We start from the raw sequence: 14122 nt of genomic DNA, 5'->3' as shown, positions 1-14122 counted from the left end.
GCGCTGGGGAAATTGGAAGAAACTACCCCAGCGAAACAGAGTCGACTTGATTTGCTATGGTGAGATTAACCTTAGTCGACGTTCCTTGTCGGCTTAGGTTAAGGTCGTGTTTTGGAGACTCGGGTTGTGAGGCTTCGAAACCGTGCCCACCATAGCTAATCTTGCTCGACGGCGTGAAGCGACAGTGACACTGCAATTAAGGAGGTCCGTTTTGGACGCAATTGATTTAACCCATGGGAGTCCCCTGAAAAAGATTCTGCTCTTTTCCCTCCCGCTGGTGGGGGGCTCCATTTTCCAGCAACTCTATAATTTTATTGATACCCTCATCGTCGGCCGACTGTTAGGTATTGACGCTGTGGCGGCCGTAGGGGTCTACTATCCCCTGAACTTCTTGATTCTGGGATTCATTCAGGGCAGCTGCATTGGCTTTAGTATTCCGTTATCCCACAGTGTGGGAAAACAGGACGACCAGGAAAGCCGCGAGTTTTTGACCAACGCGGTCTGGTTATGCCTGATCATGGCGTTGATCTTTACGCCGGTGATGATGGTCTCGGCCCATAGCCTGTTAGTCGCCTTGAATACGCCTAAGAGTATCCTGAAAATGGCGTTGACCTTTACCACGATTTCGTTCTTTGGGATTCCAGCCAATATTTTATACAACTACTCGGCCGACGCGTTGCGGGCGTTCGGCGATTCGATCCATCCGCTATACTTCTTGATGGCCTCGTTGGTCCTAAACATTATCTTGGACCTTGTCTTTGTGTTAGGTTTTCACCTGGGGATCGCCGGGATCGCCTGGGCCACGGTCATTAGTGAGTTTGTCGGCGGTCTATTGAACCTGATGCTTTTTCGGGGTAATCGGCAGCCCATCACGGTTCGGCGCGCGGACTGGCGCTGGCGGGGCCCCCGGATTAAACGCATGTGCGTGATTGGGTTACCGATGGGCCTGGAATACTCCGTGTCGGCCATCGGGGCCATCATCATGCAAGACGCCATTAACCTGTTGGGGCCGACCATCGTGGCGGCCCAGTCGGCGGCCGAAAAGATCCGTCAACTGTTCACCTTACCGATGGAAAGTGTCGGGGCGGCCATCGCGACCTATCAAGCACAAAACGACGGGGCACAGGCGCGCAAACGGATGAAGGCCGGCATTTTCAGTGGTATTTGGATTCAGGTGGTTTATTCGGCGGTGGCTTTCGTGGTCATCAACCTGTTTAAGACCACGTTTGTCACCATGATCTTGGGCCACCACGCGGCCAGTGCCGTGCAGAGTGCTAACCAGTACATTTTCATTATCAGTTTCTTCTTCCCGGTTCACGGCTTACTGATGATCTTCCGGAACACCTTACAAGGGTGGGGGCATAGTCTTTACGCCATCGTATCCGGAATCGGCGAACTCTTAGGTCGGTCGTTGGCCAGTATCCTGGCCATCACCTCACTGGGCTTCGTGGGTATCTGTTACGCCAACCCGGTTGCCTGGGGTTTCTCACTGATCTACTGTGTCGTTATGGTCGTGTGGGTCTTCCGCCGCGGACACCAAGACGTTACTGCATCAGAACTTTAAACGCTCACCGCATCGCCTAGCGACTAGTTAGGGGTGCGGTTTTGTTTTGATCTGAAAATGCGTCAAAATGAAAACGTGTGAAATTTTAATAAGAAATAAAAATAATTGAAGTTAAATTCGTCTATATAATAGGAAGAGATTGGATACTTTTTAAGTGATATATCAGCTGGTGGGATTGAAGATTTTGGGGGACGTGTTATACTATGAGTATAGAAATGTTCACGTTAACATTTGAAAATTGCACCAAAATGTTACCTAATTTGCGGTCTAAAAGCCAACTGATGTATTAGATTAATAAATAAATTGATTTTGTTTGAATCCGGATAATCGCTGATATAGCAACGATAGTCATGTCAATCCACCTCATTTCCGCAAAAATGCGACTTGACATTTTATCCGTATATTGTAAGATGAAATCGGTTACAAGCCATTACTGATATATAAGTTCACCTGAACCGCATGACATTCAGACTTAACGCAATGGATACGACAGAAGAAAGGATGTTTCTAAATGGTTAAATTAAACGACGATTACTTAAATAACAAGGCCGCCTTTGAACAGGCTGGCATCAAAGTTCCTACTTATGATCAAGCGAAGATCAAGCAAGCAACTGCTGATCATCCTCGCTGGGTTCACTTCGGTGGTGGGAACCTGTTCCGGGCATTCCACGCCGCTATTGCCAACACATTAATTGAAAAGGGCGAACTGGACTCCGGTGTCGTCGTTGCTGAAACCTACGATGATGGCGTTGTTAAGGACATCTACAATGCTTACAACAACCGGATCTTACGGGTTGTCACCAAGGCCGATGGAAACTTCGATAAGGAACTCATCGCATCCGTTGGTGAAGCTCACTTCTTCAGCCCAGCTGACCAAGCTGGCTGGGACCGGATGTTTGAAATCTTCAAGAACCCATCCTTACAAGTGGTAACGTTCTCCATTACTGAAAAGGGTTACAACTTGCGGACCGTTGATGGTGCCTTAAATGACATCACCAAGGCGGACATTGCTAACGGCCCAGAAAAGCCTAAGGGCAACATGGCTGGCTTAGTTTCCTTACTGTTGGCCCGTTACCAAAACGGCAAGACGCCATTAGCTTTACTCAGTACCGATAACTTCTCTCAAAACGGGGACCGGTTAAAGGACAGTGTCTTGACCATTGCCAAGGGCTGGAAGGACAACGGATTCGTTGACGACGCCTTCTTAGCTTACTTACAAGATCCTAAGCAAATCAGCTTCCCAATCTCCATGATTGACCGGATTACGCCTAACCCAGCCGAAGCTGTGAGTGACAAGTTAAAGGACAGCGGTTTTGAAGATTACCAAATCGTGCACACCGCTCGTCACACCAACATTGCGCCATTCACTAACACTGAAGAAGTGCACTACTTAGTTGTTCAAGACGACTTTCCAAATGGTCGGCCAAAGTTCGAAGATGCCGGCGTGATCGTTACTGACCGCGACACGGTTAACGATGCCGACCAAATGAAGGTTACCACCTGCTTGAACCCATTACACACGGCCTTAGCCATCTATGGTAGTGTCCTGGGCTTCACGGCCATCTCCAAGGAATTACAAGACAAAGACTTAGTCGCTTTGATCAAGCAAATCGGTTACGTTGAAGGCTTGCCAGTGGTGACGGATCCTAAGGTTATCAACCCGAAGGACTTCATCGATCAATTGGTTAACAAGCGCCTGCCTAACCCATACATTCCAGATACGCCACAACGGATTGCCACGGATACTTCCCAGAAGATCCCAGTTCGTTACGGCGAAACCATCAAGCAATACGTTGCTCGTGACGGCTTCGACCCATCGACGTTGGAATTCATCCCGTTGACGATTGCCGCTTGGTTCCGTTACTTAATGGCCGTTAACGACGAAGGTCAAGCCTTCGAACCAAGTCCAGATCCAATGATGGATGACTTGAAGAAGTACGTTGGCGACATCAAGTTGGGTGAAGACACTGACGTTCACGCCCACTTAAAGGACATCTTGACCAACACGTCTATCTTCGGTCAAGACCTCTACGCCGTTGGATTGGGCACCAAGGTTGAAGGTTACTTCAAGCAAATGATTGCGGGCAAGGGTGCGATCGTTGCCACGCTTGAAAAGGCTCTGGCTGACCATGCCAAGCCCGTTGCCTAACGTAACCCAACTACTGGAGGAGTGACCAATCATGATTACGATTCAAAATGATAAGTTCCAAGCTATTATCAACGAAGTCGGTGCCGAATTAACGCACCTGGTTGACTTAAAGACCCAACGCGACCTGATCTGGAACAACGACCTGTGGCAGAAACACGCCCCAGTGTTGTTCCCCGCCATTGGCCGGTCGAACGACGATGCTTACCTGATTGACGGGCAAAAACACGAAATGCCCCAACACGGGTTTGTCAGCGGCTTACGGTTTGACGTTAAGGACCAAGCGGTGGATCACGTCACGTTAAGCACTAAGGGTAACGCAGAAACGCAACAATATTACCCATTCAAGTACGAACTGGACATTACCTTTACGGTCGTGGCAGACGGCTTACACCTGAGCTTTACGGTCGACAACCAGGACACCCAAGACCTGTCGTACTCTTTGGGGTCTCACCCAGCCTTCAACGTGCCATTTGAAGACGGTGAAACCTTCGACGACTACGAATTAGTCTTAGACCCGAAGCCAACTAAGTTGGAACAATTTGAAATTGTGAAGACGCCGAACCCTTACCGTTCTGGTAAGAAGTTAGAAGTTGCGCAAACGGATGGGGTCATCGCGTTGAACTACAAGATGTTTGACGCCGGCTTGATTATCTTGGACGACTCAGCTTTGAAGAGTATCACGTTACGCTCCAAGAAGAACGCCCACACCATTAAGTTGGATCTGACGGACTTCGATTACGTCACGTTATGGACCAAGGAAGGCGCTAACGCTCCGTTCTTGTGCCTCGAACCCTTCAACGGGCTCCCTGACGTGAGTGGCGACTTGCGGGAATTAGCGACTAAGGAAGCTAACCACCACTTAGCTGCTGGTCAACAAGAAACCATGCAATACACGATTCACGTGAACTAGAAAAGAGTGCGACGAAGGGCGTTTAGCTGGTGAGCATTAACGACAAGTCAGTGATTATCCTGAACTTTGGATAATGACTGACTTGGGGTTAAGCGGAACCGGCTGCCCGTCAGGAACACGTTTCGACGAGGATAAAACTGGTCGCCTTCCGGCGCTCAGGGGCTGGAACGCCAGTGGGCACAACTTTGAGCCTCGCAAAAAGCGCGAGTCTCAAAGCTTGGCCTTATGGTAAGCCGACAAAAAACGTCGACTAACCATAATTTCACCGGCTGAATATTGAGCATTAACTATTCCTGTGAGAATGGTAGTTGTTTAGTTATCCAAGCCGTGAGGGAGGGCCCAGTGAGGCTAAGTAGCCTCGTTGGTCTTAGCCGAGTGGTTTGCTCGGGTTAGACCAAGACCAATCTTGAAGACCGGCCGTTCTTGGGACGGGCTTCAAGTTGTGTCGGCTACGTTCCAGCCTCGCTGGGCCCGACCGGTAAGGCGACCGATATCATCACCTTAAACAGATAATCTACTATTAATATCTTACGTGTCACCAAGAGAATATGGAGGTCAATTAGAAAAATGTCAGAATATAAGATTGCGGTTGTAAACTCAAGTAGTTTTGGTCAAGTCTTCACGGAACACTGGAAGGAACTCGAAGAAATCGGTGAAGTGAAGCGTTTCATGCTCCCAACCGACATCGACGGTAAGTCCTTAGCCGCTAAGCTGAAGGGTTACAACATCATCATTGCGTCCGTGACGCCAATGTTTGACAAAGAATTCTTCGACAACACGGAAGGCCTATTATTGATTTCCCGTCACGGAATTGGCTTTAACAACGTTGATATCAAGGCCGCTAAGGCTCACGGCGTTAAGGTTACTATCGTGCCACAATTGGTTGAACGGGACTCCGTTGCCGAAAACGAACTGGTTAACTTGTTGACCTTGGTTCGTCGCACGGTGGCTGCTGCTGAACGTGAACGTGACGACCGGTACGAAGACCGGGCCGAATTCATGGGTAACGAACTCAGCGGTAAGACCTTTGGGGTCATCGGTTGTGGGAACATTGGTAGCCGGGTCGCTGAATTATTCAGTGTCTTTGGTGGCCAAGTGTTCATCACCGACCCAGATCCAAAAGCGCCAGAAGGCTGGGTAAAGAGCCACAACGTTCAACGCGTGGACCTGGATACCTTGTTGAAGAACAGTGACTACGTTTCCTTAAACGCCTCACTGAACGATGGCAACTACCACTTGATCAACGCCGAAAAGGTTGCTGAAATGAAGAAGGGCGCTTACCTGTGCAACAACGCCCGGGGTGCTTTAATTGACGAAACGGCCGTCTTAGACGGTATCAAGTCTGGTCAATTATCCGGTTACGCTGCGGATGCGGTTGAAGTTGAACCCGTTCGTGCCAGCCACCCATTCTTACACAACGACCGCGTCTTACTGACACCACACACCTCCGCATACACTTACGAATGCTTACACGGCATGGGCGAAAAGTGTGTCAGCGATGTGAAGAACTTAATTGCAAACAAGCCATTAGTTCGGGAATTAACGAGCACGTTGGCCTAATGAGGTAACCGAATGGGACCATGTGCGTTCAAAACGGCATGGTCCCGTTCTTTACCCTCAAGGTGCTAAATGGTTTGCCCGTTGTGCGATTCTTTACCGGGTAACGGGTTAATAATAGGAAGACCTTCGATTGTCATTGCCACTGGTTAGCGAGCAGCTCGTCCGAGTTGACGGTAGCTATTGGCCGTCGTCTGGCTGAACAGGGCGTTGGCGACCGAAGCGTGATCAACATAGTGTTAAAGTCGGGTTCCCGGCTTTCGCTATCAATAGCCGATCTTTATTTAAACAGAAAGCTGGGAAACGAAATGGACTATTTAATTGGAATTGATGTTGGGACCACGAGTACTAAGGCGGTCATCTACGATAAAAAAGGGAAGATTTACGGTTACGCGAACAAGCTGTACCCACTGATTCAAGAAAACTCCGACATGGCCGAAGAAGATCCAGACGTGATCTTTGACGCCACGGTCGCCGCTTTAAAGGAAGTCACGGGTAAGGTTGATGGCAAGATCTTGGGTGTTTCCTGGTCGACGCAACAGCATAGCCTGATTGCCTTAGACCAGGACCACAAGCCACTGACGAACGCCATCACGTGGGCCGATAACCGTTCTGAAAAGTACGCTTCGGCGATGGACAAGGACGGTTCCGGGCTGGAACTCTACAAACGGACCGGCCTGCCGAACCACCCAATGGGACCCGTTTACAAGATCCTGTGGTTGAAGAACGAACGGCCGGACATCTACAAGCAAACCCGTTACTGGGTTGGCTTGAAGGAATACTTGATTTACCGGTACTTCGGTCAATTAAAGGAAGAATACGGGATGGCTGCGGCCACCGGTCTGTTCAACATCCACACCATGGACTGGGACGAAGAATCCCTGAAGTTGACGGGTGTGACCCGCGACCAATTGCCTGAACTCGTCGAAGCCACTTACCAGGTCAAGGGCCTAAAGCCCGAATACGCCAAGGAAATCGGCTTTGATGCCGACATGCCGTTCATCATGGGGGGGACCGATGGGGCCCTTTCCGGGATCGGTTCCGGTGCGATTGGCGACGGCGAAGTCTCCGTGACGATCGGGACTTCTGGTGTGGTCCGGACCTTCGTGGATAAGCCACAAATCGACCCGAAAGGCCGGATCTACTGCTACCCAGTCATGGATGGTAAATGGATTATCGGTGGACCCGTGAACAACGGGGGGATCGTCTTCCGGTGGGTCCGCGACAACCTCTTTGCACCCGAAAAGGCGTTGGCTAAGGAAATGGGCGAAGACCCATACGACTTGCTGACCAAGATTGCCAGCAAGGTACCAGCCGGTTCCGATGGCCTGATCTTCCACCCATTCTTGGGTGGTGAACGGGCCCCAATCTGGGACGGAAACGCCCGGGCTTCCTTCTTTGGCTTGACCCGGCAACACAACCGCTCCCACATGGTTCGTGCGGCGCTGGAAGGGATTGTTTACAACCTGTACACGGTTGAATTGGCCCTCAAGGAAGCCGCTGGTGAACCTAAGAAGGTCATGGCCTCCGGTGGTTTTGCGCGCTCACCACTATGGCGGCAAATGTTAGCCGACATCTTCGAAGAACCCGTCACGATTGCGGAATCCTTCGAAGCCGGTTGTTTAGGGGCCATGGTGATCGCCCAAATCAGTTTGGGTCTCGCCGACAACCTTTCCGTAGTCAAGAACTTTATCGGGAAGACCAACACTTACCAACCAAACCCAGAAACCTACGCCAACTACCGGGAAATCATGCCGATTTACATCCGCTTGGGCCGGAAGTTGGAATCCGAATACACCGCCATTGCGGAGTATCAACGGAAACGGGAACCGAAAGAATAAATTTCGTTGGATGAAACTGGTCGCCCTCCGGCGCTCAGGGACGAACACTTGGACCGCCAGTGGGCACAACTTTGAGCCTTGCTAAACCCGCCAGTCTCAAAGCTTGGCCTTATGGTAAGCCGGCGAAAAACGCCGACTTACCATAATTTCACCGGCTGAGCCCCTGTTCGCCTCCGGGCTGAATACTGAATACGCTAGTTAAATTACCCGTTGTAGAACGGGAGTTCAGTTGATTGTGCTGGTTTAATAACGGGTCAATTCAGTAAAATGTAACACTTTTTCATAGTTTTACTTGAAATATGTAACTTTTTTTAATATGATAAGGACGACTTAAAAAATGACCCTTATCACTTTACCGAGAGAGAGGAAATTACACGCATGAAAATTGGATTAGTTGGATTAGGCAAGATGGGCTTGAACTTAGCTCAAAACATGATGGACCACGACACCGAGGTCGTTGGGTTTGACCTGAACAAGGACTTCGTTAACGCAGCAACGGGCTTTGGTGCCGAAGCCGCAACGTCATTGGAGGACTTGCTAAGCAAGTTACCTTCGCCTAAAGTTGTTTGGCTGATGTTACCAGCCGGCAAGCCAACCGAAAGCACGATTGCGACGTTGACCGATGTGTTAGACGCCGGCGACTACATCGTTGACGGGGGGAACTCCTTCTGGAAGAACTCCGTGGAAGACGCTGAAAAGGCCGAAGCTAAGGGCATCAACTTCTTCGACTGTGGGACTTCTGGTGGGAAGTCTGGCGCTCGTCACGACGGGAACTTCATGATCGGTGGGACTTCTAAGGAATCCTTTGACGCCGTTTTGAAGCCAATCTTCGAAGGCATCGCCCAAACGAACGGGTACCTTTACACCGGTGCCGCTGGTTCCGGTCATTACCTGAAGATGGTCCACAACGGGATCGAATACGGGATGATGGAAGCCATCGGTGAAGGCTTTGACGTGCTGGAACACAGTGATTTCAACTACGACAACGAAGCCGTTGCCTTACTGTGGAACTCTGGTTCCGTCGTGCGGTCATGGCTCATGGAATTGGCTCAAGAAGCCTTCTCCAAGGATGCTAACCTGGACGAAATCAAGGGAACCATGCACAGTTCTGGTGAAGGTATGTGGACTTTGCAAGAAGCCATGGACCAACAAGTGCCAACGCCAGTTATCGCGCTGTCCTTAATGATGCGTTACCGTTCGATGGAAGACGACACCTTTACGGGTAAGGTCGTTTCCGCTCTCCGGAATGGGTTTGGTGGCCACGCGGTCGACAAAGCCTAAATAAAGTTAATAACATCTGAAAGGCAGTACTTTTGGGTACTGCCTTTTTTGAAAAAATGCTTGTGAAGAAACGTGATAAGATAACGGGCCTCAGTAAGCGCTGAGAACTGAAAAAGACCAACGGGGACTATGTTAAACTAAGAGGACCCGGGCGTCTGTCGGTGAGTTAGAGCCGTCTTGAAGGGAAAGACGACCATCGAGATCGCAAGCGTGTGGGCACAGAGACGAAGACGAAAAACTGGAAAAAGGATGGTTAATTCGCTATGCAATTAAAAAACATGCGGAGCGAAGCGTACAGCCAACTTCGTTACCGAATTATGCACAATAAGTACACCCCCGGACAAAAAATTTCTGAAAAGGTGATTTCCGACGAACTCGGTATCGGTCGGACACCCGTACGAGAAGCCGTGATCCGGGTGGAACGGGACGGACTGATTGACGTGGTGCCGCAAAGTGGGACCTACGTTTCGCGGATTGACATGGCAATGGCTAACAATGCCCGGTTTGTCCGTCAAATTTTGGAAGTCGAGATCATGCTGGAAGCCACCAGTAAGATGAACGATGACTGGTACCGCAAGCTTCAACAGAACCTGGCCAACCAGGTGGTGGTGGCCCAGCAAGGCGATCCCGACGCCTTCTTTGATTTAGACGAAGCCTTTCATAAGACCTTCTACCAAGCCGCAGACCGCGAAGCCGTGTGGAATTGGTTACAGACCCTAAACATGCACCTGAACCGGTTCCGGTGGATGCGTTTGAAGGTGACCAACTTGGATTGGCAGACGCTGTTAGATCAACATCAAGGCATCTTGGATGCGGTCCGTCGTCACGAACTCGACGACGTACGTTACAGCATCACTAAGCATCTACGCTTGATGTTGAGTGAACGGAAGTACCTGCTCAACAAATTCCCCGACTATTTCATGAACGTCCGGCCCGAGGACTTAACCTCAGCCGACGTCCCGGCTCACGAACCGGGAACTCTGGATGTGCGGGGCATCCTAGCACAAACAACAATGGATCACGATTAGAGGAGGTCGCAAACATGGAGATGGGATTCCGGTGGTATGGTCAACAAGACGATGCCGTTTCCCTGGCGAACATTCGCCAAATTCCCAACGTCACCCAAGTGGTGGGGGCGTTATTCGATATTCCGGTAGGCGACGTTTGGCCGCTCGACAAGATTCTGGACCTGAAGCACCAGGTAGAGGCTGCTGGCTTGAAATTGACCACGGTGGAATCGGTGAACATTCACGACGACATTAAGATTGGGTTGCCCAGTCGGGACCAGTACATCGCGAATTACCAAGAAACCATTCGGCATTTGGCCCAAGCCGGTGTGACCACCATCTGTTACAACTTCATGCCGATCTTCGACTGGGTGCGGACCAACCTCCACTACCCGTTGGCGGATGGCTCCACGGCGTTGGCCTTCGAAGAACAGTACACCCAAAAGGCACCCGAAAAGATCATTCACGACGTGCAGAGCCAGGCGAACGGCTACGTGTTGCCCGGTTGGGAACCCGACCGGTTAGCCGAAGTGCAACGGTTGTTTGCCGCCTACGCCGACGTGGATGAGGCCCAGTTAGCGGCTAATCTGAAATACTTCTTGGACGCCATTATCCCGGTGTGCGAGGAGTGTCACGTCCAGATGGCGATGCACCCGGACGATCCGCCGATGCCGATCTTTGGGTTGCCCCGGATTTACAAGAACGCGGCTGACATGCGGGCCATCGTGGCCTTGAACCCGTCACCGATGAACGGCTTTACCATTTGCACGGGCAGTCTGGGGGAGAACCCCGACAACGACGTGCCGGCGATTATCCGTGAGTTCGTGCCCACGGGTCGCGTGCCGTTCGTCCACGCCCGGAACATCAAGCATTTAGGGCATCATCAAGACTTTCACGAGTCCGGCCACCTGTCAAAGGATGGCTCGCTAGATATGTTTGCCATCATGCAGGCCTTACACGATACCGGCTTTGACGGCATTATTCGGCCCGACCACGGGCGGGATATCTGGGGGGAACAGGGGCGTCCCGGCTACGGTCTGTACGACCGGGCTTTAGGGATTGCCTACCTCAACGGCCTGTGGGAAGCGATTAGCAAGACCAAGTAGGAGGTGGTAACGTGGGAACGATTCTAACGATTGGCGAGCCCATGGTGGTGTTTAAGGCCCAAGAGACCAACGTTAGCCTGGCAGAGGCTGCGAACTTCCAGAAGTTTTCGGCCGGGGCTGAGTTGAACGTGGCCTTGGGGTTAGCCCGATTGTGGCACGCAACCGAATACGTGTCGGCGGTGGGGCAGGATCCGTTCGGCGCCTACCTCCAAGCCGAGATGCGCCGCAACCACGTGGGGGTCACCAACCTGGTGACCAAGGCGGCCTACCCGACTGGTTTTTACCTCAAGCAAAACGTGGATCACGGCGATCCGGCGGTCTACTACTTCCGGCGCGGGTCGGCAGCGGCTCACTATGATTTGAACGATTTGCGCGGTGTCGATTTAACTCAGGTTCAATTAGCTCACCTGTCCGGCATCTTTGCGGCGCTGTCCGCGGAGAGTCTGGCGGTGTACCGCCAATTGAACCGCGAGCTGTTGCAGCACAACATTCCGGTAACCTTTGACCCGAACTTGCGTCCAACTTTGTGGTCCTCGACCGCCGAGATGGTCCGGGTGACCAACCAGTTGGCTCAGACGGCCACGGTGGTCTTGCCTGGTTTAGGCGAGGGCGAGACGCTGACCGGCTCACGGGACCCGGAAGCCATTGCGGACTTTTACCTGCACCAAAGCGAGGTCACCCAATTGGTGGTGGTCAAGCTGGGAGCGCAGGGGGCCTTCGCCCAACGCGCGACCGGTGAGAAACTGTGGGTGCCCGGCTTTCACGTGGCACCCGTGGTCGACACGGTTGGCGCGGGGGATGGTTTTGCCGTAGGGCTGATCTCGGCCTTACAAGAGAAACTGTCGCTGGAACAGGCCCTCCGCCGCGCCTGTGCGATTGGGGCCATGGCGGTGCAGGTCATGGGCGATAACGATGGGTACCCGACGCCAGAACAACTAAAAACGTTCTATCAGGAACACCCAACCCAAAATTAGGAAGCTGGCTTGCGGCCACTGGTCCCCAGTGACTGGACCGGAGCGAGGTTCCTTTTTTGGTCGCTTGAACATAGCAGAATATTGATACGTATAAATCATAAGAAACAAGTGTTGTCCGTATCAATAAGCTGCGACTACTTGTTTCTGTAAGTTTTAGGAATAACTTTTTTGCTTTTATTAGCCAGTTAGCCTATTCTGTTAGATAACGATTGTTAAGCGAATGATTAGTGATGCGGTGATAATTGCGACTAGTTAGGTCCAAACAAAGCGACTGATATAGCAGTTCTTGGGAGTCCTTAACGGATAAGTGAGTGATTGCAGAGCCGCGGGGAACGGTTAAAGCGACCGGGTATCAACGATGCCGTTAAGCCAAGACGCTAAGAGCCGGCGGGACTAGTTAGCTTAATGACAGCATCTAAACTCATAAAAAACGTTACGAACCGAGAAAAATCGGCTTTGGGAGGGAACCAAAATGGAAGAAGTCACGATTAGAACAATTGCCCAACGGGCCAACGTTTCGCACACCACGGTGTCGCGGGCGTTGAATGATAGTCCGTTGGTCAAAGCGGCAACCAAAAAAAAGATTCGGCAACTGGCCGATGAGCTCGGGTACGTGCCGAACTTAAACGCCAAGGGGCTCGTGGAGCAACGCTCATTTTTGATTGGCGTGTTCTTTTCTGACCTCGACACGGGGACCTCACCCAGTTTCTTAGTGGATGTGATCAAGCGGGCCCGCGACTTTCTCCCTAAGGGGTACTCACTATCCTTAGACAGCGTGGAGTCGCTTAGCGCCAGTGGCAACGTCTCGCGCCACCAATTCGATGGTGCCATCGTGGTGAGTCAGTCGAAGAAGGATGATCCCTTCATCGCCACGCTGATCAAGCGGCGGCTCCCCATCGTGGTCTTGAACCGAAAGATTGATCGCGATGACGTGTCGAACTTTTCGACCAATGATTATCTGGGCGCCAAAAAGATTTTGGAATACGCCGTTCGGATGGGGCACCGTAAGTTTGGCCTGATTGGTGGGGCGGAAAGCTTCGTGTCTGCGGGGGACCGGCAACGGGGGTTCACCGACGTGATTCGTGAGAACGGCGCCGAAACTCGACCGGAGTGGCAACGGCAGGGGAATTACCTGCCCGAGAGTGGCTATCAGGCCATGCGTGATATTCTGAGTGCGTCCGAAACGCCGACGTGTATCTTCGCCACCAACGATGATATGGCCACCGGGGCCGTGCGAGCCTGTCAGGATTTGGGCTACAAGGTGCCAGCCGATATCTCGATCATCGGGTACGACGACATGAACTACTCGAAGTATTTGGTCCCACGGCTGACCACGGTTCGCAAACCCACCGACAACATCGTGCAAGAGGGCGTCAGTGCGTTAACGGAGTTACTCAGTGACCCCGCCATGGCCCCGGTGAAGAAGATTGTGGAACCAACGCTCATCGTCCGCGATTCCGTCAAAGATTTGCGGAAATAACCCCCAAAAAACTTAAACTCAAGAGACCGACCGATGAGGCGGTCTTTTTTTGTCGGCGGATACGCCTGATTAATTTAAAAAAATCAAAATTTATTCAATTAAATTTGTGAGACTTTTTTGGCGGGAGGCCGGCATTTACCTCACTTTTGAACAAGCGAACTGATATATTTGTTTTAGTTTTTTGCAAATTAATGTTAACGTGTGCAAGAATTTGTGATAAGATAAGCTTTGTTAGATAGAAAGCGCTTACGAA

General features: G+C 51.3%; 10 protein-coding genes. All 10 read left to right on the top strand.

What is annotated here, in order from left to right:
- Positions 1-211 precede the first annotated feature (211 nt).
- Positions 212-1564 (top strand): MATE family efflux transporter, encoded by a 1353-nt coding sequence (locus tag FD25_RS05395; protein ID WP_057802117.1) that lies wholly within the window; start codon positions 212-214, stop codon positions 1562-1564.
- Positions 1565-2075: 511 nt separating this feature from the next.
- Entirely contained in the window at positions 2076-3713 is a 1638-nt protein-coding gene (locus FD25_RS05390; RefSeq protein ID WP_057802115.1) for a mannitol dehydrogenase family protein, read from the top strand.
- Positions 3714-3744: 31 nt separating this feature from the next.
- Positions 3745-4623, top strand: coding sequence for an aldose 1-epimerase family protein (locus FD25_RS05385; protein WP_057802114.1), 879 nt, complete (start codon positions 3745-3747; stop codon positions 4621-4623).
- Positions 4624-5190: 567 nt separating this feature from the next.
- On the top strand, positions 5191-6183 hold the full coding sequence (locus FD25_RS05380; RefSeq protein ID WP_057802112.1) for a D-isomer specific 2-hydroxyacid dehydrogenase family protein: 993 nt from the start codon (positions 5191-5193) through the stop codon (positions 6181-6183).
- A gap of 305 nt (positions 6184-6488) precedes the next feature.
- A complete protein-coding gene (gntK, locus tag FD25_RS05375; RefSeq protein ID WP_057802110.1) occupies positions 6489-8021 on the top strand; it encodes a gluconokinase in 1533 nt (510 codons plus the stop codon).
- Positions 8022-8399: 378 nt separating this feature from the next.
- Positions 8400-9302, top strand: a complete 903-nt coding sequence (gene gnd / locus FD25_RS05370; protein WP_057802108.1) for a phosphogluconate dehydrogenase (NAD(+)-dependent, decarboxylating) — start codon at positions 8400-8402, stop codon at positions 9300-9302.
- Between the two features lie 263 nt (positions 9303-9565).
- Entirely contained in the window at positions 9566-10330 is a 765-nt protein-coding gene (locus FD25_RS05365) for a GntR family transcriptional regulator (RefSeq protein ID WP_083484099.1), read from the top strand.
- 14 nt (positions 10331-10344) lie between these two features.
- Positions 10345-11415, top strand: a complete 1071-nt coding sequence (gene uxuA / locus FD25_RS05360; RefSeq protein WP_057802106.1) for a mannonate dehydratase — start codon at positions 10345-10347, stop codon at positions 11413-11415.
- Between the two features lie 11 nt (positions 11416-11426).
- On the top strand, positions 11427-12389 hold the full coding sequence (locus tag FD25_RS05355; RefSeq protein ID WP_083484098.1) for a sugar kinase: 963 nt from the start codon (positions 11427-11429) through the stop codon (positions 12387-12389).
- A gap of 472 nt (positions 12390-12861) precedes the next feature.
- Positions 12862-13869, top strand: a complete 1008-nt coding sequence (locus FD25_RS05350) for a LacI family DNA-binding transcriptional regulator (RefSeq protein WP_057802104.1) — start codon at positions 12862-12864, stop codon at positions 13867-13869.
- The last annotated feature ends 253 nt before the right edge of the window (positions 13870-14122 follow it).

The organism is Levilactobacillus acidifarinae DSM 19394 = JCM 15949 (assembly GCF_001434835.1).
Lineage (GTDB): Bacteria > Bacillota > Bacilli > Lactobacillales > Lactobacillaceae > Levilactobacillus > Levilactobacillus acidifarinae.
This window is presented reverse-complemented; position numbering and strand designations above follow the sequence as displayed.

Coding starts and splice junctions, on each gene's coding strand:
- FD25_RS05390 (WP_057802115.1), top strand. CDS start 2,076: ATGGTTAAATTAAACGACGATTACTTAAATAACAAGGCCGCCTTTGAA.
- FD25_RS05365 (WP_083484099.1), top strand. CDS start 9,566: ATGCAATTAAAAAACATGCGGAGCGAAGCGTACAGCCAACTTCGTTAC.
- gntK (WP_057802110.1), top strand. CDS start 6,489: ATGGACTATTTAATTGGAATTGATGTTGGGACCACGAGTACTAAGGCG.
- uxuA (WP_057802106.1), top strand. CDS start 10,345: ATGGAGATGGGATTCCGGTGGTATGGTCAACAAGACGATGCCGTTTCC.
- gnd (WP_057802108.1), top strand. CDS start 8,400: ATGAAAATTGGATTAGTTGGATTAGGCAAGATGGGCTTGAACTTAGCT.
- FD25_RS05350 (WP_057802104.1), top strand. CDS start 12,862: ATGGAAGAAGTCACGATTAGAACAATTGCCCAACGGGCCAACGTTTCG.
- FD25_RS05380 (WP_057802112.1), top strand. CDS start 5,191: ATGTCAGAATATAAGATTGCGGTTGTAAACTCAAGTAGTTTTGGTCAA.
- FD25_RS05385 (WP_057802114.1), top strand. CDS start 3,745: ATGATTACGATTCAAAATGATAAGTTCCAAGCTATTATCAACGAAGTC.